The organism is Paraburkholderia sp. EG286B, assembly GCF_040965655.1.
Classification (GTDB): Bacteria; Pseudomonadota; Gammaproteobacteria; order Burkholderiales; family Burkholderiaceae; genus Paraburkholderia.
Map to the genome: position 1 here is coordinate 233,325 of NZ_JBFRCF010000004.1, position 23,130 is coordinate 256,454.

28 protein-coding genes and 1 riboswitch are annotated in these 23,130 nt (G+C 65.8%); of the genes, 12 read left to right on the forward strand and 16 right to left on the reverse strand.

The features are described 5' to 3' along the window. Positions 1-36: 36 nt before the first annotated feature. The 5 genes from tolA to ydfG all read right to left on the reverse strand — a co-directional run bounded on the left by tolA (position 37) and on the right by ydfG (position 3,644). On the reverse strand, positions 37-1,035 hold the full coding sequence (tolA, locus tag AB4Y42_RS09950) for a cell envelope integrity protein TolA (protein ID WP_368694078.1): 999 nt from the start codon (positions 1,033-1,035) through the stop codon (positions 37-39). Then, positions 1,032-1,478 (reverse strand): protein TolR, encoded by a 447-nt coding sequence (gene tolR / locus AB4Y42_RS09955; protein WP_324152869.1) that lies wholly within the window; start codon positions 1,476-1,478, stop codon positions 1,032-1,034. Before tolR ends, tolA begins: the two co-directional genes overlap by 4 nt. A gap of 24 nt (positions 1,479-1,502) precedes the next feature. Beyond that, positions 1,503-2,180 (reverse strand): protein TolQ, encoded by a 678-nt coding sequence (tolQ, locus tag AB4Y42_RS09960; RefSeq protein ID WP_028205324.1) that lies wholly within the window; start codon positions 2,178-2,180, stop codon positions 1,503-1,505. Positions 2,181-2,334: 154 nt separating this feature from the next. Next, positions 2,335-2,829, reverse strand: coding sequence for a tol-pal system-associated acyl-CoA thioesterase (ybgC, locus tag AB4Y42_RS09965; RefSeq protein WP_069262809.1), 495 nt, complete (start codon positions 2,827-2,829; stop codon positions 2,335-2,337). 68 nt (positions 2,830-2,897) lie between these two features. Then, positions 2,898-3,644, reverse strand: a complete 747-nt coding sequence (gene ydfG, locus AB4Y42_RS09970; protein ID WP_368687631.1) for a bifunctional NADP-dependent 3-hydroxy acid dehydrogenase/3-hydroxypropionate dehydrogenase YdfG — start codon at positions 3,642-3,644, stop codon at positions 2,898-2,900. 160 nt (positions 3,645-3,804) lie between these two features. After that, positions 3,805-3,942: riboswitch (ZMP/ZTP riboswitch) on the forward strand. A gap of 160 nt (positions 3,943-4,102) precedes the next feature. Here ydfG and glyA point away from each other — a divergent pair. The 7 genes from glyA to AB4Y42_RS10005 all read left to right on the forward strand — a co-directional run bounded on the left by glyA (position 4,103) and on the right by AB4Y42_RS10005 (position 8,737). Then, on the forward strand, positions 4,103-5,350 hold the full coding sequence (gene glyA, locus AB4Y42_RS09975) for a serine hydroxymethyltransferase (RefSeq protein ID WP_028205321.1): 1,248 nt from the start codon (positions 4,103-4,105) through the stop codon (positions 5,348-5,350). A 15-nt stretch (positions 5,351-5,365) separates the two neighbouring features. Further along, entirely contained in the window at positions 5,366-5,845 is a 480-nt protein-coding gene (gene nrdR, locus AB4Y42_RS09980) for a transcriptional regulator NrdR (RefSeq protein WP_133182723.1), read from the forward strand. Between the two features lie 157 nt (positions 5,846-6,002). Then, on the forward strand, positions 6,003-6,539 hold the full coding sequence (locus AB4Y42_RS09985; RefSeq protein WP_368687632.1) for a GspH/FimT family pseudopilin: 537 nt from the start codon (positions 6,003-6,005) through the stop codon (positions 6,537-6,539). Further along, positions 6,536-6,964 carry a hypothetical protein gene (locus AB4Y42_RS09990; RefSeq protein ID WP_368687633.1) on the forward strand — a complete coding sequence of 143 codons (429 nt, stop codon included), beginning with the start codon at positions 6,536-6,538 and terminating at the stop codon, positions 6,962-6,964. Before AB4Y42_RS09985 ends, AB4Y42_RS09990 begins: the two co-directional genes overlap by 4 nt. Then, positions 6,961-7,752 (forward strand): PilW family protein, encoded by a 792-nt coding sequence (locus tag AB4Y42_RS09995; RefSeq protein ID WP_368687634.1) that lies wholly within the window; start codon positions 6,961-6,963, stop codon positions 7,750-7,752. Before AB4Y42_RS09990 ends, AB4Y42_RS09995 begins: the two co-directional genes overlap by 4 nt. After that, positions 7,749-8,285: a hypothetical protein gene (locus tag AB4Y42_RS10000; protein WP_368687635.1), complete on the forward strand. Its 537-nt coding sequence runs from the start codon at positions 7,749-7,751 to the stop codon at positions 8,283-8,285. Before AB4Y42_RS09995 ends, AB4Y42_RS10000 begins: the two co-directional genes overlap by 4 nt. A gap of 20 nt (positions 8,286-8,305) precedes the next feature. Further along, on the forward strand, positions 8,306-8,737 hold the full coding sequence (locus tag AB4Y42_RS10005) for a type IV pilin protein (RefSeq protein ID WP_368687636.1): 432 nt from the start codon (positions 8,306-8,308) through the stop codon (positions 8,735-8,737). Between the two features lie 29 nt (positions 8,738-8,766). On the opposite strand, the gene AB4Y42_RS10010 is transcribed toward AB4Y42_RS10005, so the two are convergent. The 3 genes from AB4Y42_RS10010 to AB4Y42_RS10020 form a co-directional block, all read right to left on the reverse strand. Next, complete coding sequence (locus tag AB4Y42_RS10010) at positions 8,767-9,237, reverse strand: DUF3318 domain-containing protein (RefSeq protein WP_368694079.1); 471 nt, start codon at positions 9,235-9,237, stop codon at positions 8,767-8,769. A gap of 15 nt (positions 9,238-9,252) precedes the next feature. Then, positions 9,253-9,639, reverse strand: coding sequence for a phage holin family protein (locus AB4Y42_RS10015; RefSeq protein WP_028205315.1), 387 nt, complete (start codon positions 9,637-9,639; stop codon positions 9,253-9,255). A 212-nt stretch (positions 9,640-9,851) separates the two neighbouring features. Continuing rightward, complete coding sequence (locus tag AB4Y42_RS10020; protein ID WP_007584918.1) at positions 9,852-10,154, reverse strand: YqjD family protein; 303 nt, start codon at positions 10,152-10,154, stop codon at positions 9,852-9,854. A gap of 360 nt (positions 10,155-10,514) precedes the next feature. On the opposite strand from AB4Y42_RS10020, the gene AB4Y42_RS10025 reads away from it, so the two are divergent. Further along, positions 10,515-11,153 (forward strand): peroxiredoxin, encoded by a 639-nt coding sequence (locus AB4Y42_RS10025; protein ID WP_368694080.1) that lies wholly within the window; start codon positions 10,515-10,517, stop codon positions 11,151-11,153. A 107-nt stretch (positions 11,154-11,260) separates the two neighbouring features. Here AB4Y42_RS10025 and AB4Y42_RS10030 read toward each other — a convergent pair whose 3' ends face one another. After that, positions 11,261-12,451 (reverse strand): acyl-CoA dehydrogenase, encoded by a 1,191-nt coding sequence (locus tag AB4Y42_RS10030; protein WP_254317026.1) that lies wholly within the window; start codon positions 12,449-12,451, stop codon positions 11,261-11,263. Between the two features lie 127 nt (positions 12,452-12,578). Here AB4Y42_RS10030 and AB4Y42_RS10035 point away from each other — a divergent pair, with 127 nt between their 5' ends. After that, positions 12,579-13,379, forward strand: a complete 801-nt coding sequence (locus AB4Y42_RS10035) for an IclR family transcriptional regulator (RefSeq protein WP_368694081.1) — start codon at positions 12,579-12,581, stop codon at positions 13,377-13,379. A 78-nt stretch (positions 13,380-13,457) separates the two neighbouring features. Here AB4Y42_RS10035 and argF read toward each other — a convergent pair whose 3' ends face one another. Beyond that, positions 13,458-14,387 carry an ornithine carbamoyltransferase gene (argF, locus tag AB4Y42_RS10040; RefSeq protein WP_368687640.1) on the reverse strand — a complete coding sequence of 310 codons (930 nt, stop codon included), beginning with the start codon at positions 14,385-14,387 and terminating at the stop codon, positions 13,458-13,460. 632 nt (positions 14,388-15,019) lie between these two features. Between argF and AB4Y42_RS10045 the strand changes: the two genes are divergently transcribed. Next, complete coding sequence (locus AB4Y42_RS10045) at positions 15,020-15,367, forward strand: DUF3579 domain-containing protein (protein ID WP_324159890.1); 348 nt, start codon at positions 15,020-15,022, stop codon at positions 15,365-15,367. Between the two features lie 141 nt (positions 15,368-15,508). Here AB4Y42_RS10045 and rpsT read toward each other — a convergent pair whose 3' ends face one another. Continuing rightward, complete coding sequence (gene rpsT, locus AB4Y42_RS10050; protein ID WP_069262794.1) at positions 15,509-15,781, reverse strand: 30S ribosomal protein S20; 273 nt, start codon at positions 15,779-15,781, stop codon at positions 15,509-15,511. A gap of 421 nt (positions 15,782-16,202) precedes the next feature. Here rpsT and murJ point away from each other — a divergent pair, with 421 nt between their 5' ends. Next, entirely contained in the window at positions 16,203-17,753 is a 1,551-nt protein-coding gene (murJ, locus tag AB4Y42_RS10055; RefSeq protein ID WP_368687641.1) for a murein biosynthesis integral membrane protein MurJ, read from the forward strand. Positions 17,754-17,758: 5 nt separating this feature from the next. Beyond that, positions 17,759-18,598 (forward strand): SirB1 family protein, encoded by an 840-nt coding sequence (locus AB4Y42_RS10060; protein WP_035513442.1) that lies wholly within the window; start codon positions 17,759-17,761, stop codon positions 18,596-18,598. 75 nt (positions 18,599-18,673) lie between these two features. Here the strand turns inward: AB4Y42_RS10060 and AB4Y42_RS10065 are convergent, their stop codons facing one another. From AB4Y42_RS10065 to lpxK, 5 genes are all read right to left on the reverse strand, one after another. Further along, positions 18,674-19,432 carry a 3-hydroxyacyl-CoA dehydrogenase gene (locus AB4Y42_RS10065; RefSeq protein ID WP_368687642.1) on the reverse strand — a complete coding sequence of 253 codons (759 nt, stop codon included), beginning with the start codon at positions 19,430-19,432 and terminating at the stop codon, positions 18,674-18,676. Between the two features lie 199 nt (positions 19,433-19,631). Further along, positions 19,632-20,294, reverse strand: coding sequence for an adenylate kinase (gene adk / locus AB4Y42_RS10070; RefSeq protein ID WP_368694082.1), 663 nt, complete (start codon positions 20,292-20,294; stop codon positions 19,632-19,634). 299 nt (positions 20,295-20,593) lie between these two features. After that, the gene (gene kdsB, locus AB4Y42_RS10075) at positions 20,594-21,397 is read right to left on the reverse strand and encodes a 3-deoxy-manno-octulosonate cytidylyltransferase (protein WP_368687643.1); all 804 of its coding nucleotides are present in this window, start codon (positions 21,395-21,397) and stop codon (positions 20,594-20,596) included. A gap of 160 nt (positions 21,398-21,557) precedes the next feature. Next, positions 21,558-21,761, reverse strand: a complete 204-nt coding sequence (locus AB4Y42_RS10080; RefSeq protein ID WP_042266182.1) for a Trm112 family protein — start codon at positions 21,759-21,761, stop codon at positions 21,558-21,560. Beyond that, a complete protein-coding gene (lpxK, locus tag AB4Y42_RS10085; RefSeq protein WP_368694083.1) occupies positions 21,742-22,821 on the reverse strand; it encodes a tetraacyldisaccharide 4'-kinase in 1,080 nt (359 codons plus the stop codon). Before lpxK ends, AB4Y42_RS10080 begins: the two co-directional genes overlap by 20 nt. Positions 22,822-23,130 lie beyond the last annotated feature (309 nt).

The following is a 23,130-nucleotide window of genomic DNA, read 5'->3' on the forward strand; positions in this document are numbered from 1 at the left end:
GGCTTTCCTCAACCTTTCTGCGCCTTGCGCTCGCCATTAACCTGCCGGGCGCAAGGTGATCTTGAAGCTCGAAGGCGCCTTGCCGTCGGTATCGACCGGCATCGGATCCGAGCGCTGAACTGCCCGCAACGCGGCGTCGTCCCACGACGAGTTGCCGCTGCTGCGCGAGATCGTCGCCGAAAGCAGCGTGCCGGTCGGCGAGCAGCGCACCGCGATCTCCGTCTCGAGACCCGACGTTTCGCCCGACCACACGATGTTCGGACGCACGCGGCGGCGCACCTTGTCGGCGTAGCCCGGCGACGTCGCGTTGCCGCCCGAGCCGCTGCCCGTGCCGCTCTTCGCAAGACCGTTGCCGCTCGAGCCTTCGCCGCCGCCCATCGCGCCTTGCATCTGCGCGATGCGGGCGCGGCGTTCCGCGTCGAGCTTCTTCGCCTGGGCGTCAGCTTGCGCTTTCGCCTTGGCCGCCTTCTCCGCATCGGCCTTCTTCTGCGCGTCGAGCTTCGCCTGCTTCTGCTGCTCTTCTTCCTGCTGCTGCTTCTTGAGCGCGTCCTGCTGCTGTTGCTGCTGCTTTTGCTTCTCCGCCGCGGCCTGCTGCTGTTCCTGCTGCTGCTTGAGCTTTTCCGCCTTCTGCTGCGCGGCGAGCTGCGCAGCCTGCTGGGCCGCGAGCTGCTGACGCTTCGCTTCGGCTTCCTGCTGGGCTTTCAGACGCTGCTGCTCGGCCAGTTGCGCCTCGCGCTGCGCTTCCTGCTGCTTACGCTTTTGCTGTTGCAGCGCAATGTCGGCTTCCTCGGTTTGCGGCGGCGGCGGGGCAGGAGCGACCGGCGCGGGCGGCGGCAGCGGCTTCGGTGTCGACAGGTCCGGCACCTCGGTCCACAGTTCCGCCTCTTCACCCGCCGGCGTGCTGTTCTGCCAGTGGATGCCGTGATAGAGGAACAGACCGAGCAGCACGTGCATGAGCACCGCGAGGGCGATAGCACGTCCCGTGCCACGCTCTCGCGGAGGCTGCAGCGGATACGAATCGTTCTTGCGGATCATTGCGATTTGACGAGCAGTCCGACACGTTTGACGCCATGCGACTTCAGGTCGGACATCACGTTCATTACCGTCTCGTATTTGACGGACTTGTCGGCGGCGATCACGACGGGCTGGTCGGGATGGCTCTGCTCGCGATCGGCCACGAAGCCATTGAGATCGGCGCGCGACATGGTCTGCTGCTGCGTGGCGCCGGAGTCATCCTTGTAGCGTACGCTCAGATTGCCGTCGGGGCGAATATTGACCACGACGGGCGGCACCTGCTGCTGCTGCGACGCGCCGCCGACGGTCGGCAGGTTGACGATGGACGGCGCCACGAGCGGCGCGGTCACCATGAAGATCACGAGCAACACCAGCATCACGTCGATGTACGGCACGACGTTGATGTCGGCCATCGCACGGCGCGAGCGGCTGCCTCGCATGCTCGAACGGACTGAGCCTCCCATCTTCGACTCCTTGCTTCGTGAAGATTAGTGGGCCTGACGCTGCAGGATGTTCGAAAACTCTTCGATGAAGGTTTCGAAGCGGATCGCCAGACGGTCGATGTCGTGCGCGTAGCTGTTGTACGCGACCACCGCCGGAATGGCGGCGAACAGACCGATCGCGGTCGCTGTCAGCGCTTCGGCGATGCCGGGCGCGACGTTCGCGAGGGTGGCCTGCTGCACGTTCGCGAGACCGCGGAACGCGTTCATGATCCCCCAGACGGTGCCGAAAAGACCGATGTACGGACTCACCGAGCCGACCGAAGCGAGGAACGAGAGGTTCGCCTCGAGCGCGTCCATTTCGCGCTGGAAGGCGGCGCGCATCGCGCGGCGGGCGCCGTCGAGCACGAGGCTCGGATCGTTCAGGCGCTTCTCTTTCGCCTTCAGGAATTCGCGCATGCCCGACTCAAAGATACGCTCGAGCGCGCCGATCGTGTGACGGTTGTTGGCTGCGCTCTGGTAGAGCGCCTGCAGGTCGCCGCCTGACCAGAAGTCGCGCTCGAAGCGCTCTGTCTGGGAGCGCGCCCGGCGGATCGCAAACCACTTGCGGAAGATGAAAGTCCAGGAAATCAGCGACATGAGCAGAAGAAGCCCCATCACCGCCTGTGCCAGTATGCTCGCATTAAGAACGAGAGAAATGATCGACAGATCTTGTGTAGTGTTCATATAGGTTCGTTGTGACGTCCCGAAAGGGGCGAGCGGCTGCAAGACAACGCAAGGCTTCCTGTAGGCGGTTGGGAAGCTCTCGCGCCGTCGCGGCCGAACCCTGCTTGGTCCTGCATTGACCGGCGCGAGTTCACTGGCGTCGTATCAACGGTAATTACTGCACTGCCGTTGACACGGCGTACAGGTCTTTCTGGGGTCCACGTTGCAAGGCTTCATGAACGGGGGCCGGAATGGGTGCGGGCCGCATGGCCGTGCTGTCGACGCAGGCGACACGAATGGTGCCCGTGGCGAGCAGCGTGTTCTCGCGCCACGCTTCCTGCATGAAGTCGACCGAGGCGCGGCCCAGCTTCTCGACGCGGCTTACGGTGGTGACGACGTCGTCGAGGCGCGCGGGCGAACGGTAGTCGAGCGCGGTGCTGCGCACGACGAAGAGCACGCCCGTTTCCTCGGCGAGCCGACGCTGATCGACGCCGCACGCGCGCAGCCATTCGGTGCGCGCGCGTTCGAAGAACTTCAGGTAATTCGCGTAAAACACGATGCCACCGGCGTCGGTGTCCTCGTAGTAGACGCGCACCGGCCACGTAAAGCCGCGCCCGGCCGGTGACGACGCCGCGTCCGGCTTGCTGGTGGAATTTTCCATGCCGCGCATTCTACCGGAACGCGAGGCCCCTACGTCTTTCGTACGACTGACGTAAGTATTAAATTTGTAAGGTAATTTTAGCCGCGGTGGATACTGGTGCCGGCGAACGTCTGGGCCACGGGCATCAGTTCGATCGTGTTGATGTTGACGTGCGCGGGGCGCGTGGCGATCCAGTAGATCGAATCGGCGATGTCCTCGGCCGTGAGCGGCTGCACGTCCTTGTAGACGCCGGCCGCCCGGGTGTCGTCGCCGCGAAAGCGCACGTTCGAGAACTCGGTGCCGCCGCACAGGCCAGGCTCGATGTCGGTCACGCGCAGTGCCGTGCCCGCGAGGTCTGCGCGCAGGTTCAGGCTGAACTGGCGCACGAACGCCTTGGTCGCGCCATAGACGTTGCCGCCCGCATACGGCCAGCGGCCCGCCACCGAACCGAGGTTGAAAATATGGCCGCGGTTGCGCTCGACCATGCCGGGCAAAAACGCGTGAGTGACCTGCACGAGGCCCGTGCAGTTGGTGTCGATCATGGTTTCCCACTCGTCGAGGTCGGCCTTCTGCGCCGGCTCCACGCCGAGCGCGAGGCCGGCGTTGTTGACCAGCACGTCGATGCCGGCGAACCCGGGCGGCAGCGCGCCGGGCGCAGCTTCGACCGCCGCGCGGTCGCGCACGTCGAGCTCGATGGGCAGCAGGGCGTCGCCGAGTTCGGCGGCGAGGGCGTCGAGGCGGTCCTTGCGGCGAGCGGTGGCGACGACGCGATGGCCGCCCTTCACGAAGGCCCGGGCGATGGCGGCGCCGAATCCTGCGGAAGCGCCGGTGACGAAAACGATCATGGTGGCTCTTTGGTCTATAGAAGGCGAGAAAAGGGGAGAGCCTACTTGCAATGCCGCATTGCGGCAAGAAAGGGACAGTACGCGCACGGGCCGCATGGCTACGGGCGCACTGGGGGCGGGCGGTTGCCTATTCCCGGCCGTTCCAATAAACTAACGCGCTCAATCCCTGCGTGACTGGCGATAGGGTTCCGGAACGGCGGCATTGGCGGTAGCCATGCGCTCGTTATTGGGGACCCAAGGTGGAACGACCCACCGTGAAGCGCAGGGTGCCGTTTTGCCGTTCGCCTGGGCAGCCTGATTTCGCGCGCTTTCGTTTGCGCTGCGGAGGCTGTCCTGCCTCGCGTGTGCGGCACCTCCTTCCGCCACGTCAAGGCTGGCCTCTTCGCCAGCAGCGCCGCGTACCCGCTACGCGTTCCGCGCGAGACCCGGTCAACCTGAACACACTTAACGGAATCCGTATGTTTGACAGAGCCGAAAGCACCATCGCCAACGTCGATCCCGAACTCTTCAAGGCGATCGAACTCGAGAACCGCCGCCAGGAAGAGCACATCGAGCTCATCGCGTCGGAAAACTACACCTCGCCCGCGGTCATGGCCGCGCAGGGCTCGCAGCTCACCAACAAGTACGCCGAAGGCTACCCCGGTAAGCGCTATTACGGCGGCTGCGAAAACGTGGATATCGTCGAGCAGCTCGCGATCGACCGCGTGAAGCAGCTGTTCGGCGCCGAAGCCGCGAACGTTCAGCCGAACTCGGGCTCGCAGGCCAACCAGGGCGTGTTCTTCGCCGTGCTCAAGCCGGGCGACACCATCATGGGCATGAGCCTCGCCGAAGGCGGCCACCTCACGCACGGCATGGCGCTGAACATGAGCGGCAAGTGGTTCAACGTCGTGAGCTACGGCCTCGACGCCAAGGAAGACATCGACTACGAAGCACTCGAAAAGCGCGCGCACGAGACCAAGCCGAAGCTGATCATCGCCGGTGCGTCGGCATTCGCGCTGCGTATCGACTTCGAGCGCATCGCCAAGGTTGCCAAGGCGGTCGGCGCGTACTTCATGGTCGACATGGCGCACTACGCGGGCCTGATCGCCGCCGGCGTCTACCCGAACCCGGTGCCGCACGCTGACTTCGTCACCACGACCACGCACAAGAGCCTGCGCGGCCCGCGCGGCGGCGTGATCCTGATGAAGGCGGAGTTCGAGAAGCAGATCAACTCGGCCATCTTCCCGGGCATCCAGGGCGGTCCGCTCATGCACGTCATTGCCGGCAAGGCCGTGGCGTTCAAGGAAGCGCTCTCGCCGGAATTCAAGACCTACCAGCAGCAAGTGGTCGACAACGCGCGCGTGCTGGCGGAAACGCTGGTCAAGCGCGGTCTGCGCATCGTTTCGGGCCGCACGGAAAGCCACGTGATGCTGGTGGACTTGCGCGCCAAGAACATCACCGGCAAGGCGGCGGAAGCCGTGCTCGGCACCGCGCACATCACGGTCAACAAGAACGCGATCCCGAACGACCCGGAAAAGCCGTTCGTGACGAGCGGTATCCGTCTCGGTTCGCCGGCCATGACGACGCGCGGCTTCGGCGTGAAGGAAGCCGAGCAGGTGGGCAACCTGATTGCCGACGTGCTCGACAATCCGGAAGACGCCGCGACGATCGAGCGCGTGAAGGCGCAGGTCGCCGAGCTGACGAAGCGTTTCCCGGTTTACCGCTAAGCCACGCGATAACCCATGCGCTGCCCCTTTTGCCGGCACGAAGACACGCAGGTCGTCGACTCGCGCGTGTCCGAAGACGGCGCCGCGATCCGGCGCCGCCGCCGCTGCCCGGCCTGCGACAAGCGTTTCACGACGTACGAGCGGGTCGAGCTGGCGATGCCTTCGATCGTCAAGAAGGATGGCAGCCGCACGGAATTCGACCGCCGCAAGATCATGGCGAGCATGCAACTGGCGCTGCGCAAGCGCCCGGTTGCGGCCGATGCGATCGACGCGGCGGTTGCCCGTATCGAGTATCAACTGCTCGGCAGCGGCGAGCGCGAAGTGCGCAGCGAGCGCCTTGGCGAGCTCGTCATGGGCGAATTGCGCGAACTCGACAAGGTCGCGTTCGTACGGTTTGCTTCGGTGTATCGACGCTTCGAGGACGTCTCCGAATTCGAAGACGTGATCGAGGAATTCCGCCGCGCGGGTGCCAACAACCCCGCGAAAAAGCGCTGAGCGCATTCGCATTTTTCTTCCTCCCTGCCAGGCCGCGGTCGTAACGCTTGCATTCTCGCGAGCCGACGCTGCGCGCACCAGCTAGCCGTTCGGCTAATTGTTTCGTTTCGCTTTCGTCCGTAGATTGATGGCAATCCGCTCGAACTAAGGATTGCTCATGAAGTCCGGAGGATTCACGCTCATTGAGACGATGGTCGTCATCGTCCTGCTGGCGATCTGCGCAACGGTTTCCACGCCCGTTTTCACCGCATGGCGCGTGCGCGATCAGGTCGACGCGCGCGCCAATGCCATGCTCGGCACGCTCGCCTATGCACGCAACGAGGCCATACGGCGCAAGTCGCGCGTTACCGTTTGCCGCGTCGACGCCGCGCGCCATTGCCTCGAGGCGGGCAAAGCGTGTCCGTCCGGTATTGCCGACTGGTCCTGCGGCTGGGCCGTCATGATCGAGCGCGCCGGAGCGTCTATCCCGTTGCGCACCCAGCCGGCGCTCGACGCGATTTCCGTGGCGTCGGGGCTCGCTGCCATCACGTTTTCGCCGCCGGCGGGGCAGACCATCGGCAGTTTGCGCAACTTCGAGATCGCCCCGCGGGCGCCGTCGGCGGCACAACGCGGCGCGGGCTGGCGGCGCTGCATACGCATCGCGCAGGGAGGCCGGGCACGCATCAGCGACGGCGCATGCACGGGGGCGCCATGAGCCGCGTGAGCGAGCGCGGCGCGCGCGGGTCGACGCTGCTGGAAGTCGCCATTGCGCTCGGCGTCATGGCGATGTGCGGGCTCGGCCTCATGAGCACGCAGCTTGGGCTGGTCCGGCACGCGCAACTGGCAGCGGCGCGCGAGCGCGCGGCCTTTGCCGCTGACGCCATGGCCGAAGCGGCGCACGTGGCGGGGGCAACGCCCGCAGCGACTGATCGATGGAAGGCGCTGGCGGCGAGCGTCGTGCCCGAAGGGCGGCTGACCCTGTCGAGCGCGGGCGGCGACGCATCGATCGCGTCCGTGAGTTGGGCGGCGACACCGCTCGGCGCAGCGTCGGGATCGACCGCGCTTTCGCGGGTTGCGCCGTGTCTCGATGCCACGTCGCCCGCCGGACGCGCCTGCGTCGCGCTGGCGTTTTTGCGATGAACAAGCGTTTCGCTCACGTGCGCCAGCAGGCCGGCCACACCCTGCTCGAACTGACGATCGCCGTGGCGCTGGGCCTCGTGGTGACGCTTGGCGCGCTCTCGGCATATCGCACGCAGCGCCAGGCCTATGCGCAGGCGAACGACGCCGCGCACATCCACGAGGCCGGCATGAATGCGTTGATGCTGATCGGCGAGCAGATCCAGATGGCCGGCTTCGTTGCCGCGGACGCACGCTCGCCACTCGCCGGCCCAGCGATCTTCGGCTGCGCGGCTGGGCGCCCGGTCGACGCCGATGTGGCGCTTGTCTGCAAGCCGCTGCCGAGCCGCTCCGATGGGTTGGCCGTGCGCTATCAAGGCGACAGTGTATCGACGTGGCCTACCGTAAACGGCCAGGTAACCGACTGCCTCGGGCAGGGGGTTGGCGTGGCAGGCGTGGAAATCGTGAACCGCTATTACGCCGATGTGGCGAGCCAGACGACTCGCGGGAGCGAGCTTTACTGCGCGGGCGCTGGCAAGCCGCAGCCGCTCGTCGAGGGCGTCGAGCGTTTGCGCCTGCGCTACTGGACAGCGGGCGCGGCGCAGGCGGTCGACGCTTCGGCGCTCGCGCGCGATCAGTGGGCGTCGGTCGTCGCGGTCGATCTGTGCGTGCTGGTGCACGGGGCGGCCTTTGCGCGGCGCATGCGCTACGTCGATTGCGACGGTGTGCAGGCTGTCGGCGCGGATGGGCGTGCGCGACAGGCGTTCTGGCGGCACATCGTGCTGCGCAACGTTGTGCCGGCAGCGTCATGAAAACGAACCTGCGCGGGAAGCGTCGCATACGCGCCGCGTGTCGGGGCGTGGCGCTCCCGGTCGTGCTGCTCGTCGTCGCGATGATGCTCGTGACCTCGGCGGCGTGGTTCGAGGCCGCGCTGCTCGCGCGGCGCAACGCGGATGCCGTCGCCGATCATCTGCAGTCCTTCCATGCCGCCGACGCCGCGCTCGTGTTGTGCGCGCGTGCGCTGACGAATGGCTCACTGGCCGCGCCTGTGGCGGCCGCGCAGCCCGGCGAGCCGCAAGCCTGGCGATGGCAGGACAGCTTCGAGCGGCAGGCGGTCGTGCCCGTTGCCGCGTGGCCGGGGTCCGTGCGCTTGCCGCGATGCATCGTCGAGGCCTGGCGCATCGAGAGCCGTCCGCTGGTTCGCGCGTATCTCGTCACGGCGCGAGGGTTCGGCGCATCGGAAGACACGCAAAGCTGGCTGCAGGACCAGGTGGTCATCGAAACCGCGGGTGGCGCGACGCGCGTCGAGCATCACTGGCGTCGCGTCGTCGCGAGGCCATTTTGACGACGCCAACGGGAGGAAAGGTGAAGAGCAATCGGTACAACGCGTTCACACTGCTCGAACTGGTCATCGCGCTGGCGGTGGCCGCTATCGTCGCCGCCTTCGCGATGCCGGGGTGGAGCGCGCAGATCGCGCGGGGACATCGCACCGACGCCGTGGCCGCGCTCTATCGCGCGGCGCAGCTCGTCGACACGCAGAGCGCGTCGTTGGCGCTCTTGCCCACTGGGTTCGATCAGGCTCCGCCAACCGGAAGGCCCATCTACCGCTTGCGGCTGATGCCCGCCGACGATTCCAACGGCGGCTACGCCCTCGTAGCCGATCCGGTGGAAGCGGGACCGATGCGTGGCGATGCGTGCGGCGCCTTCGTGCTCGATGCAACCGGCGCGCGCAGCAATCACACAGCAGGCGGCGGCGCTGTCGCGGCGGCGACGCAGATGTGCTGGAGGGATCGGTGAACGCCCCGGAGGGCGGGCGCGGGCGGCGGTTAGCCGGTGAGGTCGTCTTCGTCGGACCTGTTGCGGGCAGGCGGGTTCGCCGAGGTGCCGCGCTGGCGCCGCACCTGCTGCCACACGCGATACGCTTCCCACGCCGTAAAGGCGAGGCCGCCCCACTTGATCACGGGGCGCGCAGCCGAAACGATGCTCGTACGCAGCGGCTTCGCCACGATGAGCGAGATGAGCGAACTGACCAGCGGATATTCCTTGAGCAGGCTGCCGAGGCCGGAAGCCACGCGGCTATCGCCAGAGCGACCGAATCCGGGCACCACGAAGCGCAGCCAGCTGAAGTTCGTGACCGTCGCGCGGATGTCCACAATCGCTTCGGCCATTTCGGCGCGCTCGACGCTCGCTCGCACGAGCAGCAGTTCCTTGCGCAGGGCGCGCAACTGCGGCGTCGAGAGGTCGTGCGCGCGGCCGCGGCGGGGGCGAAAAGCAGTGTCCGGTCGGGGTTGGTTCATGGCGTCGGCTCGCGGCTAGGGGTTGCGCAGGGCGTCTCGGTCTTTCTCGAATTCCTCGAGCGTCGCCTGGAAGACGAGCGGCGCGGTGTGCAGCCCGCGGCGCGCCTTCAGGCCGCAGAAAATCGCCGCGATCGCATAGACGATCGTGAGACCGGCGAGCGCCTCCCAGCGGTACGTGTCCCAGAAGGCGATGGCCACGAGCGCCGTGAGCGCGATCAGGGCAAGCATCGCGAACATCATCCCCGCGAGGCCAAGAAAGAGCACGCCGATGAGGCGGTCCTTCTCCTCGGCGAGTTCGATGCCGATCAGTTCTAGCCGCGTCTGTAGCATCGCGGACGCGGAGCCGAGCAGTCGGCGCAACGGCCCGTGTTCGTGTCGCTGCGAGTGGGTGTCTGTCGTCATGGCGATGGCAGGTGGCGCAGGCGGAGGCGGAGGCCCGAGCAATGCGCAAGAAAGAACGCAAGAAAAGACAGCGGGCTCAATCGGCCCGGCGAGACTAATCAGTGCGGCTGGCGGCGTGAGCAAATAGCCGTCAGCCAACCGCTGCCAGCCGGCTGGTCGAGCCGCGCCGCGCGAGCGGCCCGGAGACCGTCCGCGTGGTACGGCGAGCCGCTTTATTTGCGGTTGATCAGCAAGCCGACCAGCACGCCCACGCCGGCGGCGATCCCGATCGACGCCCACGGATGCTCGTGGACATAGTCGTCGGTGGCGCGTGCCGCTTTCTTGCCTTTCTCGACCACGACCACCTGGACGTCGGCGGCCTTCTCTTTTGCCTGCTTCAGACGCGAGAGTGCCGTTTCGCGCAATTCCGAAGCGCGCTCGCCCGTAGCGCTCGCAGCCTGCTTGAGCAGGTCCTCTGCATCCGCGAGGACGGTTTTGATATCGGACATCAGCCTCTCCTTGTTGACCTCTGACATTGACTGGCTCCCATCGTGTCACATCACGCGTGAATCGTAACAAAGATCCGGGCGCTGGCAAGCGTGGCGCGCCGCCACGACCTGCGAATTCGCACGAACCGTTCCCGCGAGCGTGCGTGGACGGGGTTCTGGATCTCGCTCACAAAAAATCGCGTGGTGAGAGTCATTGATTTGATCCGGCACCTAAAGTTTCCTCCAACCGGTTCAAAATTACAAAAACTCATACCGGTGTGAGGCGATGTTCGTTCGCGGGGCGCAGCCAGGGCCTGTATGCTTGAATGTTGTAAACGTCCACTGGATCAACGGCCCGCGCGCGCCGTTTCGATCAAACCCGTTCACCTCGTTCAAAGGAACCGCACCATGAGTCTACGTCTTGGCGATATCGCACCCGACTTCGAGCAGGATTCGAGCATTGGCCGCATCAAGTTTCACGAGTGGCTCGGCAATAGCTGGGGCGTGCTGTTTTCACATCCGGCCGACTTCACGCCGGTCTGCACGACCGAGCTTGGCCTGACCGCCAAACTCAAGGACGAATTCGAGAAGCGCAACGTGAAAACGATCGCGCTTTCGGTGGATAGCGCCCAGTCGCACAACGAATGGATCAAGGACATCAACGAGACGCAGGCCGCGAACGTCGGCTTCCCGATTCTCGCGGACGGCGACCGCACGGTGTCCACGCTGTACGACATGATTCATCCGAACGCGAATGAGACGCTCACCGTGCGCTCGCTCTTCGTGATCGACCCGAACAAGAAGGTGCGCCTCATCATTACCTATCCTGCGAGTACGGGCCGCAACTTCGACGAGGTGCTGCGCGTGATCGACTCGCTGCAGCTCACCGACAACTATCAGGTCGCGACGCCCGGCAACTGGAAGCAGGGCGACGACGTCGTGATCGCGCCGTCGCTGAAGGACGAAGAAGTCCTCAAGCAGAAGTTCCCGAAGGGCTACAAGGCCCTGCGTCCGTATCTGCGCATGACGCCGCAGCCGAACAAGTAAGCCGTTCGGCCAGCGTCCGCGCAAGAGAGGTGCAATAACAAAAACGCCGCACGAAACGAATCGTGCGGCGTTTTTTTATGCGCCGGCGATGCCTGGCAGGGCGGCGATCAAAAGAACGCCTGAATGCCCGTTTGTGCGCGGCCGAGGATCAGCGCGTGGATATCGTGCGTGCCCTCGTACGTGTTCACGACTTCGAGGTTCACGAGGTGGCGCGCCACGCCGAACTCGTCGGAGATACCGTTACCGCCCAGCATGTCGCGGGCGAGACGCGCGATGTCGAGTGACTTGCCGCACGAGTTGCGCTTCATGATCGACGTGATCTCGACGGCCGCCGTGCCTTCGTCCTTCATGCGGCCAAGACGCAGGCAACCCTGCAGGCCAAGCGTGATTTCCGTTTGCATGTCGGCGAGCTTCTTCTGGATCAGCTGGTTCGCGGCAAGCGGGCGGCCGAACTGCTTGCGGTCGAGCACGTACTGGCGCGCAGTGTGCCAGCACGATTCAGCAGCGCCGAGCGCGCCCCAGGCAATGCCGTAGCGCGCCGAGTTCAGGCAGGTGAACGGACCGCGCAGGCCCTTCACGCCCGGCATGAGGTTTTCTTCGGGCACGAAGACTTCATCGAGCACGATTTCGCCGGTGATCGAGGCGCGCAGACCCACCTTGCCATGGATGGCCGGCGCCGACAGACCCTTCCAGCCTTTCTCCAGGATGAAGCCGCGGATGTCGTCCTTGCCGTCTTCCTCGAGCTTCGCCCAGACGACGAACACATCGGCGATCGGCGAGTTCGTGATCCACATCTTCGCGCCCGAGAGCGAGTAGCCGCCGTTCACCTTCTTCGCACGCGTGACCATGCTGCCCGGGTCCGAGCCGTGGTTCGGCTCCGTGAGGCCGAAGCAGCCGATCCACTCGCCGCTCGCGAGCTTGGGCAGGTACTTCTGCTTTTGCGCTTCCGAGCCGAATTCGAAGATCGGCACCATCACGAGCGACGACTGCACCGACATCATCGAGCGATAGCCCGAGTCGATGCGCTCCACTTCGCGCGCGATCAGGCCATAGGCGACGTAATTGAGGCCGGGCCCGCCGTACTGCTCGGGAATCGTCGGGCCGAGCAGGCCGACTTCGCCCATCTCGCGGAAGATCGAGGCGTCCGTCTTCTCGTGGCGGAACGCTTCGAGCACGCGCGGCGCGAGCTTGTCCTGGGCATACGCGGCGGCGGCGTCGCGCACCATGCGCTCCTCTTCGGTGAGCTGCTGGTCGAGCAGAAGCGGGTCTTCCCAATGGAACTGGGCGTGTGCGGCCATGGTGTCTCTCCTTTCCTCAAATCCTTGAAATGGGCAAATTTGCGCTTGACGCGAGTTCCGCTATGCGGAACAATGTTTTGCAAATTGACTTTAGTGTAGCACCAGGGCGCCCATGTCTGCATCCGGAATGACTACGACTTCTTCTTTTTCTGCTTCGCTGGCCGAGGGGCCGGTCGACGAGCGCAAGTTCGTCGTGGCGCTCGCTCGCGGGCTCGACCTGCTGCGCGCGTTCCGTCCCGGCGAGACGCTGCTCGGCAACCGCGACTTCGTGGAGCGCACGGGCCTGCCCAAGGCGACCGTGAACCGGCTGGCGTACACGCTGACCGTGCTCGGCTATCTGCGCTTTGACGAATCGCTAGGCAAATATGCGCTCGACGCCGGGGTGCTGTCACTCGGCTTCGCGCTGCTCTCGGGCACGGACACGCTCGAACTCGCACGCCCGCATATGCGCGTATTCGCGCGCGAGGTGGGCGCCGCGGTGTCGCTGGGGTGCCGCGACGGCCTCGACGTGATCTATCTGGAGACGATCCGCAGCGAGACGGCGCTCACGCTCGGCCTCGCCTCGGGCTCGCGGCTGTCGATGCTCACGAGCTCGATGGGCCGCGCCTATCTGGCGGTGCAGCCCATCGATGTGCGGATGGCGTTGTTCGCGGAGCTGGAGAAGACAGCGGGCGCCGAAGGGCCGGCATTGGTTGCGGCCGCGAAACGCGAGATCGAGGTGTTCGGCAAGGAAGGGTGCTGCTATTCGTTTCGCGACTGGCACGAAGACGTCAACGCCGTGGCGGTGCCGTTTCGCGAGCCGCGCGAGCGTCGCTGGCTCGTGCTCAGTTGCAGCGGGCCGGCTTCGTCGATGGGGCCTGACGTGTTTCGCGAGCGCGTGGCGCCGCTTTTGAAGTCGCTGGCGCGTCGTCTCGGCGAAACGGTCTGACGCGCGCGCCGCGGGCCGCAGCGGACACAAAAAAGCCGACCCGAAGGTCGGCTTATTTCATGTTGGCGCACGCCGGGCTCAGTGGTTCAAGCGCCCGAGCAGCAGGAACTCCATCAACGCCTTCTGCACGTGCAGGCGGTTTTCCGCCTCGTCCCAGACCACGCTCTGCGGACCGTCGATCACCTCGGCGCTCACTTCCTCGCCGCGGTGCGCGGGCAGGCAGTGCATGAACAGCGCATCGGCGTTGGCGCGGGCCATCATCGGCGCGTCCACGCACCAGTCGGCGAAGGCCTGCTTGCGCGCTTCGTTTTCGGCCTCGAAGCCCATGCTGGTCCAGACGTCGGTCGTCACGAGGTCGGCGCCGTCGCAGGCGTCGTGCGGGTCCTCGAACACTTCGTAGAACGGCTTGCTTTCCGGCGCGACCAGCGCCGGATCGAGCGGATAACCGGGCGGCGTGGAGATGCGCAGCTTGAAGCCGAGGATCTGCGCCGCTTCGATCCACGTGTAGAGCATGTTGTTGGCGTCGCCGACCCACGCCACGGTCTTGCCGCGGATCGGACCGCGCTGCTCGTAGTACGTGAAGATGTCGGCCAGCACCTGGCAGGGGTGGTACTCGTTCGTGAGACCGTTGATGACCGGCACGCGCGAGCTTTCGGCGAAGCGCTGCAGGATGTCCTGGCCGAACGTGCGGATCATGATGATGTCGACCATGCGCGAGATGACCTGCGCCGAATCTTCGATCGGCTCGCCGCGGCCGAGTTGCGTGTCGCGCGTGTTCATGAACACCGCGTGGCCGCCCAGCTGGAAGATACCCGCTTCGAACGACAGGCGCGTGCGCGTGGAGCTCTTCTCGAAGATCATCGCCAGCGTGCGGTCGTGCAGCGGGTGATAGGTCTCGTAGTTCTTGAACTTGCGCTTCAGGATGCGCGCGCGCTCCAGCACATATTCATATTCGTCAAGGGAGAAATCCTTGAACTGCAGGTAATGGCGTATGGTCCGGGAGGTCATGAAACAAAAACGGCGCCCGATCCGGCCTCGAACTGCAGGATTGGGCCGGCGACGCCGCTGCGGTTGGTGGTAAGTCAAAGCAGCATAAAGGATTTTGCGCATTTTGACGAGTTGCCCAAAATTTAGGCAGGGGTGCCCTGGCGCACGATGGGCGGCGCTTTCGTGACGGCTTTCGCGACTGTTTCGCGGGCGTCGCTCAGGCCCGGATCCAGCCTTTCAAGTGCCTTGTGTGCACTGCGTCAAAACGGTCAGTGCGCTATAATCCCAGAGATTTCTTAGGCACGACAAACGGGCCCTGAACGTGTGGTGGCAACACCATCGGCCAAGGTGGCGACACCTCGCGGCGACGGCAGGCCCGCGGGAGCGGCCTGTGCGCTGGCTGGCAGTGCGCCGCGAAATCGCCCTGTCGATCCCGTTGCGAGACCTGCTTGTGACACGCGTCGGCGGCGATTTTCGAGACTTCACGCCAGGCGGGGTGCGCGGCAGCCGTTCCCTATCCATCGGACTGTCCATGCGTGTGGCAGCGGGCGATCCCGCGGCCGGCGTTCCGCGGTACCCGCGCGGGCGCAGCGCTCGTGCCGCCGTTACACGCTGCAAACGCACCCAGCAGCTACACACACAGGTACTCCTGCATGGCCGACGAAGCTCCAACCGAATACTTCATTCAAGGCATCACCAGCGCGGGGAAGAAGTTTCGTCCGAGTGACTGGTCGGAGCGCCTCGCCGGGGTGATGTCGAGCTTTGGTCCGAAAGCGTCGGCCAATGCTCGCGGCCCGAACGCCTATCTGCGCTACTCGCTCTATGTGCGCCCGACGATGATCGGCGACCTCAAGGTCGTCGTGCTTGACTCGCGCCTGAAGGACGTCGAGCCGATGGCCTTCAATTTCGTGATGAACTTCGCAAAGGACAACGACCTCGTCGTGACGGAGGCGTGCGAACTGCCTCACGACCACGCCACGCAGCAAGCCAACGTGCGCTGACGGCGCGGCGACGGCCACGGACGGACCCGCCTCGGCGGGTTTTTTTGCGCCCGGCAGAAACAAAAAAACCCGCCGAAGCGGGTTTTTTGTGGTGCAGCTCAAAGAGGGGGCTGCCAGCCGTGGCCGGCAATCCGAAGCTCTTTACTGCGCGGCTTGCATTGCCTTGACGGCAGCAGCCAGGCGGCTCTTATGGCGAGCGGCCTTGTTCTTGTGAACGATCTTCTTGTCGGCGATGATGTCGAGCGTCTTGCCCGATGCCTTCAGAACTTCAGCAGCCTTAGCCTGGTCGCCGGCGTCGATTGCCTTGCGAACAGCCTTGATGGCGGTGCGGAACTTCGAGCGCAGTGCCGAGTTGTGCGAGTTTGCCTTCGCAGCCTGACGGGCGCGCTTGCGTGCTTGTGCGGAGTTTGCCATTGCGATTCCTTGTGATTGCGGAGCGTGGTGCGACCGACGCTCTTTGCCTGGATTTGAACGACCGGCAGGATGCCTGAGACGTTCAAAACGGTATTTGCCGGCTGAGTTTCGCTCAACCAGCCGCGCCTTTTGTGCCAGAGCGGGTTTCTACCTCTTTCCTGCCCCCTTTCCAAGACGCGTTTCGAGCCCTCCGGGAGAACTCGAATCGATGATTATAGCAACAGAATCATGCGAGTGGCAATCACGACACGATAGCGAAGCCAGACGCTGCGGGACGTGAACGCCTTTCACGCAGCACGGTCACAATCAGCGCGCTTTGTCTTTGCCACCCGTTCGCCTGCGGCGTCGCGCGGGGTTGTGCGCCGACCTTTGCGCTGCGCATCCGCGATGGAGCGGACGACGCCCGTATAATGACCGCCCCATGAATCTATTCCGAGCCCTGCTGACAGTCAGCGGCTTCACGCTGCTGTCGCGCGTGACCGGTCTGGCCCGAGAAACGCTGATCGCGCGCGCCTTCGGTGCGAGCCAGTACACCGACGCTTTCTACGTCGCGTTTCGTATTCCCAACCTGCTGCGCCGCATCTCGGCGGAGGGCGCATTTTCGCAGGCCTTCGTGCCGATTCTCGCGGAGTTCAAGAACCAGAAGGGCCACGACGCCACGCGCGCGCTCGTCGACGCCACCTCGACCGTGCTCGCCTGGGTCCTCGCGATCCTCTCGCTGCTCGGCATTTTCGGCGCGACGTTCGTCGTTATCGTGGTCGCTTCGGGCTTGAAGAGCGACGGGCAAGCGTTCCCGCTCGCCGTCACGATGACGCGCATCATGTTCCCCTATATCGTGTTCATCTCGCTGACGTCGCTCGCGTCCGGCGTGCTCAACACGTACAAGCAGTTCTCGCTGCCCGCGTTCGCGCCGGTGCTGCTCAACGTCTCGTTCATTACCGCGGCCGTGGCCTTCGCTCCGCACATGAAGCAGCCGGTCTACGCGCTCGCGTGGGCCGTGATCGTCGGCGGCGTGCTGCAGTTCATCGTGCAGCTGCCGGGCTTGAAGCGCATCGACATGATGCCGCGCATCGGCCTGAACCCGCTCAAGGCGCTCGCGCACAAAGGCGTGAAGCGGGTGCTCGCGAAGATGGTGCCCGCCATGTTCGCCGTCTCGGTCGCGCAGATCAGCCTCATCATCAACACCAATATCGCCTCGCGTCTCGGGCCCGGCGCGGTGTCGTGGATCAACTACGCCGACCGCCTGATGGAGTTCCCGACCGCGCTGCTCGGCGTGGCGCTCGGCACGATCCTGCTGCCGAGCCTCTCGAAGGCGCACGTCGATGCCGATCCGCACGAGTATTCGGCGTTGCTCGACTGGGGCCTGCGCGTGACGTTCCTGTTGGCTGCGCCTTCGGCCGTCGCGCTCTTTTTCTTCGCCGAGCCGCTCACGGCCACGCTGTTTCACTATGGCAAGTTCGACGCCACGTCCGTCATCATGACGGGCCGCGCGCTGGCGGCCTACGGCGTGGGGCTCGTCGGCCTCATCCTCATCAAGATCCTCGCGCCCGGCTTCTACGCGCGCCAGGACATCAAGACGCCGGTCAAGATCGGTGTGGGCGTGCTGATCGCCACGCAGATCAGCAACTACATCTTCGTGCCGATCTTCTCGCACGCGGGCTTGACGCTCTCGGTCGGCCTCGGCGCCTGCATGAACGCGCTGCTGTTGTTCATCGGGCTGCGCCGCCGTGGCATCTATATGCCGTCCTCCGGCTGGGCGACGTTCTTCGTGCAGCTGCTCGGGGCATGTCTCGTGCTGGCCGGGGCGATGCACTGGTGCGCCATCAGCTACGACTGGATCGCACTGCGTCATGCGCCGCTCGAGCGCATCGCCTTGCTTGGTGCGTGCCTCGTCCTGTTCGCGGCGCTATATTTCGGTATGCTTTGGCTGATGGGCTTCAAATACGCGTACTTCAAGAGGCGGGCGAAGTGACCACGATGACTACGCGGGTTCTGGATTATTTCAGCGCGCTCGTTGCCGACGACGAGAGCCTGCCGCTCACCGAGGCGGCACTCGCGATCGCGCAGGACGCTTATCCCGACCTCGATCTGCAAGGCACGCTCGCCGAGATCGACGAACTCGCGCTGCGTGTGCGCCGCCGCATGCCCGAAGGGGCGGACGTGCGCCAGCAGGTGGCCGTGCTCAACCGCTGCTTCTTTCGCGAGATGGGCTTCGCGGCCAATCTCAACGACTTTCTCGACCCCGAAAACAGCCACCTGAACGCCGTGCTCAAGCGCCGGCGCGGCATCCCCATTTCGCTCGCGGTGCTGTATCTGGAAATGGCGACCCAGCTCGGCCTGCCCGTGAAAGGCGTGTCGTTTCCGGGGCATTTTCTGCTGCGCGTGGCGTTGCCCGAAGGCGACGAGATGCTCGATCCCACCACCGGCCGCACGCTCACCGAATCCGACATGGTGGAGATGCTCGAACCGTTCGTGGCCAACGCCGGCGATTCCGTGGCGCGCGCGCTGCGCATGCTGCTCGAGCCGGCCACCCGCCGCGAGATCGTCGCGCGCATGCTGCGCAACCTGAAATCGGTCTATCTGCAGACCGAGCGCTGGCAGCGCCTGCTGGCCATCCAGCAGCGGCTCGTGATCCTGCTGCCGGAGAACATCGAAGAAGTGCGCGACCGCGGCTTCGCTTATGCGCGGCTCGACTATCTGCGACCGGCGCTCGAAGACCTCGAACACTATCTCGACGAGCGCCCCGACGCGGAAGACGCAACCGTCGTCGAGTCGCAGTTGCATGAGTTGCGCCAGCGCACGCTCGATAACGACTGAAGCCCGCGGCCAGGCCGCAGAAAAAAGCCCGCGATTTTCGTCGCGGGCTTTTTTTGCGCGGGGCAGGGCGCGCCGTTACTTCGGCTGCATGCGGATCGCGCCGTCCAGGCGGATCACCTCGCCGTTGAGCATCGGATTCTCGACGATCTGCTTGACGAGCATCGCATATTCATCCGGCTTGCCGAGGCGCGGCGGGAACGGGACCATCGCGCCGAGCGCGTCCTGCACCTCCTTGGGCATGCCGAGCAGCATTGGCGTTTCGAAGATGCCGGGCGCGATCGTCATCACGCGGATGCCGCTGCGCGACAGGTCGCGCGCGATCGGCAGCGTCATCGCGACGACGCCGCCCTTCGAAGCGGCGTAGGCCGCCTGGCCGATCTGGCCGTCGTAAGCGGCCACCGATGCCGTGTTGACGATCACGCCGCGCTCGCCGCCCTCGCCGGGTGCGGTCTGGGCGATGGCGGCCGCCGCGAGGCGGATCATGTTGAAGGTGCCGATCAGATTGACCGAAATGGTCTTCGAGAACGTCTCGAGCGGATGCGGGCCGTCCTTGCCCACGGTCTTCACGGCGGGCGCGATGCCCGCGCAGTTCACGAGGCCGCGCAGCGTGCCGAGCGCGGTCGCCGCGGCCACGGCACGCGCGCCGTCGTCCTCGTCCGCCACGTTGCACTTCACGAACGCGCCGCCCAGTTCTTTCGCGAGCGCGTTGCCGGCGTCCTCGTTGAGGTCGGCGATGACGACCTGGCCGCCTTCGGCCGCGATCAGACGCGCGCTGGCCGCGCCGAGCCCCGACGCGCCGCCGGTGATGAGAAATACGTTGCCGCGGATCTGCATCTTTCGTCTCCTGTCGTTGTGGCCATGCTGTCTCGCGTAGAGAGGCAATGCGCGCGAGACTCACCAAAAACAAAACGGGCCGGCTGGCGTCGCGTCCCGAACCACCTCGGGAGTGCGGCGCCAGCCGGCCCGCAGGCAAACCAGCAAGTGTGCCGAAACCGGCTTCGGGTCGGACTTCGACCCGTGGATTTTGACCCGCTTACTTGAGCGCTTCGAACGCGCGCTCGCGAATTTCGTCGACGCTGCCGAGGCCCGAGATCGCGCGATACTGCGGCGCCTGCAGGCCGTTTTCCTCACCGCGCTTCGCCCAGTCGCTGTAGTAGGCGATGAGCGGCTTGGTCTGGGCGACGTACACGTCCAGACGCTTGCGCACCGTTTCTTCCTTGTCGTCGTCGCGCTGGACGAGCGGTTCGCCCGTCACGTCGTCCGTCATGTCCACTTTCGGCGGATTGAACTTGACGTGATACGTGCGGCCCGAACCCGGGTGCATGCGCCGGCCGCTCATGCGCGTGATGATTTCGTCGAACGGCACGTCGATCTCGAGCACGTAGTCGATCGCGACGCCCGCCTGCTTCATCGCTTCGGCTTGCGGCAGCGTGCGCGGGAAGCCGTCGAACAGGTAGCCGTTCTGACAGTCGGGCTCCTGAAGGCGTTCCTTCACGAGATTGATGATGAGCTCGTCGGTCACGAGCTCGCCGGCGTCCATGAATCGCTTCGCTTCGAGGCCAAGCGGCGTACCGGCCTTGACGGCCGCGCGCAGCATGTCGCCCGTCGAGATTTGCGGAATGCCGAACTTTTCCTTGATGAAGGTTGCCTGGGTTCCCTTGCCCGCGCCCGGGGCGCCCAACAGGATCAAACGCATGTGAACAATCTCCGATCTGTGTGAATTCTTGCGGCGCGGCGGCTGCCCGCACGCGCGGTGGGGCGGCATCGTCAGCGTCGTGCGTCTCCTCGCCCGTTCGCTCACGGCCGTCGAGGCAGTGCTGGCGGGGGCGACGGCACGTCCCGCGCGGCTTTCGCCCGATGTTCATGACCTGCACTGGACACGGGGCGGCGCTGCAAGACGGTGCCGAAAAGCGGGGAAACCCCGACGCACAAAGGCTTTAGACGGCTCGCGCAAACAATTGATTATGCCATGGGATTTTTGCCCCACGGACGGAATTAAGGCCGGTATAACGCCTGCACACGGGCGAGGTCGGCGGGGGTGTCGACGCCCGGCGCGGGTGCCTCGGTCGTCACGAGCACGGCGATGCGCTCGCCGTGCCACATCGCGCGAAGCTGTTCCAGCGCCTCGACCTGCTCGATCGGCGAATGCGCGAGCGAGGGGTAGCTGCGCAGGAATTTCGCGCGGTACGCGTACAGGCCGATGTGGCGATAAACGGTCGCGGGAGCCGGCGGGGCGGCCATTGCGCCGAGATCGAGGCGCGCCGGCGACCAGTGCGGCTGCCAGGCGTCACGGGCCCAGGGAATCGGCGCGCGCGAAAAGTAGAGGGCAACGCCGCGGGCGTCGAGCACGACCTTCACGACGTTCGGGCTGAAGATTTCGTCGGGCGCCGTGATCGGATGCGCGGCGGTGGCGATCGCGCATTCGGGGTGCGCGGCGAGGTGCGACGCAACGTCGCACACGAGTGCCGGGTCGATCAGCGGCTCGTCGCCCTGCACGTTGACCACGATCGTCTCGTCGCTCCAGCCGTAGTGCTCGGCGACCTCGGCTAAGCGGTCGGTGCCCGACGGGTGGTCGGCGCGCGTGAGCACGGCCTCGAAACCGTGGGCACGGGCGGCGTCGAGCACGCTCTGGGCGTCCGAGGCGATCAGCACCTGCTGCGCGCCCGAATCGCGTGCGCGCTCGGCCACGCGCACCACCATGGGCTTGCCGCCGATGTCGGCGAGCGGTTTGTTCGGCAGCCGCGTGGACGCGAGACGCGCCGGGACGACGGCGATGAAGGGTTGCACGGGAGCGATCATGGCCAGTTGGAGCTAGGACAGGAAAGGGGATTGGGAAACCGGTTCGGGAAACCGCCTTGGGAGACGACAGCGCGCCGGGGGGCGGCGCGCGTGATCCGGTTTCGAGCCGATAAGACGAGATGAGCGGAGCAAGCGGCGCGCACGGCGCCGCCCGCACGCCTTACGCGGCGCTCGGCCCGTGCGGATCGACCGGCGTGCCTTCCACGGTTTGACGCGCTTCGTCGACGAGCATGACCGGAATGCCGTCGCGGATCGGGTAGGCGAGCTTGTCGGCGTTGCAGATCAGCTCCTGCGCGGCGCGGTCATAGCTGAGCGGGCCCTTGCAGATCGGGCAGACCAGGATTTCAAGCAGACGAGCGTCCACGAAGTTTCTCCACAACCAGGGTAATGAGGCGATGATCGAGCGCGGCTTCAACGGGGACGACCCAGATGCGCGCATCGTTCCAGGCCCCCAATTTTACTGCATCCTTTTCGGTGACCAGGATGGCGTCGGCGGTGACGTCGGCGAACGGGTTGCTGGCGTAGGCGTAGTGGTCCGGCAGCGGCAGGGTTTGCGGCGCGAGGCCGGCCGCGCGCAGCGTCGCGAAAAAGCGCTCCGGCGAACCGATGCCGGCCGCCGCCACGAGGCGCAGCGCACCCTGCGATCCCTGTGTGCCTGCGCCTTGTCCCGCTGCGGCCGTGCCCGTGGCAAACTGCGCGAGCGGTCGGCGCAGCGCCGGATTGGCGAGATGCCAGGCGTCGCCGGGTTCGAGCTTGAGCGCGAAGGTATTGGGCCAGGCGGGCAGCGTACGCTCGAACGGATTGTTCACCAGCGTGGCGTCGCGCCGACGCGAGAGCGGCTCGCGCAGCGGGCCCGCCGGCAGCAGAAAGCCATTGCCGCCCAGGCGATGGTCGATCACCACGACCTCGACGTCGCGCGCGAGGCGGTAGTGCTGCAGGCCGTCGTCGCTCACGATCACGTCGACGTCGCTGTGGGCGCCGCACAGCGACGTGGCCGCCGCCACGCGGTCGGGCGAGACCCAGACGGGCACGCCCGTGCGGCGGGCGATCAGCAGGGGTTCGTCGCCGCACAGGCGCGCGGGCGTATCCGCCGTGACGGGCGTGGGGCGGGCGATTTTCGCGCCGTACCCGCGCGAGACCACGCCCGGCGAGAAGCCGGCGGCGCGCAGCGCCTCGACGAGCGCGATCACGGTGGGCGTCTTGCCCGTGCCGCCTACGGTCACGTTGCCGACCACCACCACGGGCACGCCCACGCGCACGCGCTTGAGCCAGCCCGCCGCAAAGGCGGCGCGGCGCGCACCGCTCACGGCGGCGAACACGGCGGCGAGCGGGGTGAGTGCCCAGGCGAGCGCGCCGCGGCGTTGCCAGGCGTGCGCAAACTGCGCTTCGAGGCGTTCCTTGAGACTGGAGACGGGGCCGCTCATCGGCAAGTTGCGCGCGAAGCGCCGCACGCGGCATGCGGGAAGCAGACAGGCAGGGCGGGCATCGGGTCGGTTCTCCGGTTCCAGGTGAGCTGAGCGACAAACAAGACGGCAGACGAATGACCTGCGCAGGCGAGCAACCGGCGCTTCGCGTGATGCGGCACAGGCGCTCGTGAACCCGGCACTCTAGCGCGGGTAGGCGTTACGCGGCAAGTTGCCGGGCCGTACGCAATTGTCGGTTGCCTGCAAGCCGCGCGAAACGCCCGAAAATTCGCCGCCTGTGGATAACTTTGTGGAGAAGTAGGTCCCGGG

What these genes read in the sequence shown, in the direction of transcription:
- tolA (WP_368694078.1), bottom strand. Translation starts at nt 1,035, where the DNA reads ATGATCCGCAAGAACGATTCGTATCCGCTGCAGCCTCCGCGAGAGCGT.
- tolR (WP_324152869.1), bottom strand. Translation starts at nt 1,478, where the DNA reads ATGGGAGGCTCAGTCCGTTCGAGCATGCGAGGCAGCCGCTCGCGCCGT.
- tolQ (WP_028205324.1), bottom strand. Translation starts at nt 2,180, where the DNA reads ATGAACACTACACAAGATCTGTCGATCATTTCTCTCGTTCTTAATGCG.
- ybgC (WP_069262809.1), bottom strand. Translation starts at nt 2,829, where the DNA reads ATGCGCGGCATGGAAAATTCCACCAGCAAGCCGGACGCGGCGTCGTCA.
- ydfG (WP_368687631.1), bottom strand. Translation starts at nt 3,644, where the DNA reads ATGATCGTTTTCGTCACCGGCGCTTCCGCAGGATTCGGCGCCGCCATC.
- glyA (WP_028205321.1), top strand. Translation starts at nt 4,103, where the DNA reads ATGTTTGACAGAGCCGAAAGCACCATCGCCAACGTCGATCCCGAACTC.
- nrdR (WP_133182723.1), top strand. Translation starts at nt 5,366, where the DNA reads ATGCGCTGCCCCTTTTGCCGGCACGAAGACACGCAGGTCGTCGACTCG.
- AB4Y42_RS09985 (WP_368687632.1), top strand. Translation starts at nt 6,003, where the DNA reads ATGAAGTCCGGAGGATTCACGCTCATTGAGACGATGGTCGTCATCGTC.
- AB4Y42_RS09990 (WP_368687633.1), top strand. Translation starts at nt 6,536, where the DNA reads ATGAGCCGCGTGAGCGAGCGCGGCGCGCGCGGGTCGACGCTGCTGGAA.
- AB4Y42_RS09995 (WP_368687634.1), top strand. Translation starts at nt 6,961, where the DNA reads ATGAACAAGCGTTTCGCTCACGTGCGCCAGCAGGCCGGCCACACCCTG.
- AB4Y42_RS10000 (WP_368687635.1), top strand. Translation starts at nt 7,749, where the DNA reads ATGAAAACGAACCTGCGCGGGAAGCGTCGCATACGCGCCGCGTGTCGG.
- AB4Y42_RS10010 (WP_368694079.1), bottom strand. Translation starts at nt 9,237, where the DNA reads ATGAACCAACCCCGACCGGACACTGCTTTTCGCCCCCGCCGCGGCCGC.
- AB4Y42_RS10015 (WP_028205315.1), bottom strand. Translation starts at nt 9,639, where the DNA reads ATGACGACAGACACCCACTCGCAGCGACACGAACACGGGCCGTTGCGC.
- AB4Y42_RS10020 (WP_007584918.1), bottom strand. Translation starts at nt 10,154, where the DNA reads ATGTCAGAGGTCAACAAGGAGAGGCTGATGTCCGATATCAAAACCGTC.
- AB4Y42_RS10025 (WP_368694080.1), top strand. Translation starts at nt 10,515, where the DNA reads ATGAGTCTACGTCTTGGCGATATCGCACCCGACTTCGAGCAGGATTCG.
- AB4Y42_RS10030 (WP_254317026.1), bottom strand. Translation starts at nt 12,451, where the DNA reads ATGGCCGCACACGCCCAGTTCCATTGGGAAGACCCGCTTCTGCTCGAC.
- AB4Y42_RS10035 (WP_368694081.1), top strand. Translation starts at nt 12,579, where the DNA reads ATGACTACGACTTCTTCTTTTTCTGCTTCGCTGGCCGAGGGGCCGGTC.
- argF (WP_368687640.1), bottom strand. Translation starts at nt 14,387, where the DNA reads ATGACCTCCCGGACCATACGCCATTACCTGCAGTTCAAGGATTTCTCC.
- AB4Y42_RS10045 (WP_324159890.1), top strand. Translation starts at nt 15,020, where the DNA reads ATGGCCGACGAAGCTCCAACCGAATACTTCATTCAAGGCATCACCAGC.
- rpsT (WP_069262794.1), bottom strand. Translation starts at nt 15,781, where the DNA reads ATGGCAAACTCCGCACAAGCACGCAAGCGCGCCCGTCAGGCTGCGAAG.
- murJ (WP_368687641.1), top strand. Translation starts at nt 16,203, where the DNA reads ATGAATCTATTCCGAGCCCTGCTGACAGTCAGCGGCTTCACGCTGCTG.
- AB4Y42_RS10060 (WP_035513442.1), top strand. Translation starts at nt 17,759, where the DNA reads ATGACTACGCGGGTTCTGGATTATTTCAGCGCGCTCGTTGCCGACGAC.
- AB4Y42_RS10065 (WP_368687642.1), bottom strand. Translation starts at nt 19,432, where the DNA reads ATGCAGATCCGCGGCAACGTATTTCTCATCACCGGCGGCGCGTCGGGG.
- adk (WP_368694082.1), bottom strand. Translation starts at nt 20,294, where the DNA reads ATGCGTTTGATCCTGTTGGGCGCCCCGGGCGCGGGCAAGGGAACCCAG.
- kdsB (WP_368687643.1), bottom strand. Translation starts at nt 21,397, where the DNA reads ATGATCGCTCCCGTGCAACCCTTCATCGCCGTCGTCCCGGCGCGTCTC.
- lpxK (WP_368694083.1), bottom strand. Translation starts at nt 22,821, where the DNA reads ATGAGCGGCCCCGTCTCCAGTCTCAAGGAACGCCTCGAAGCGCAGTTT.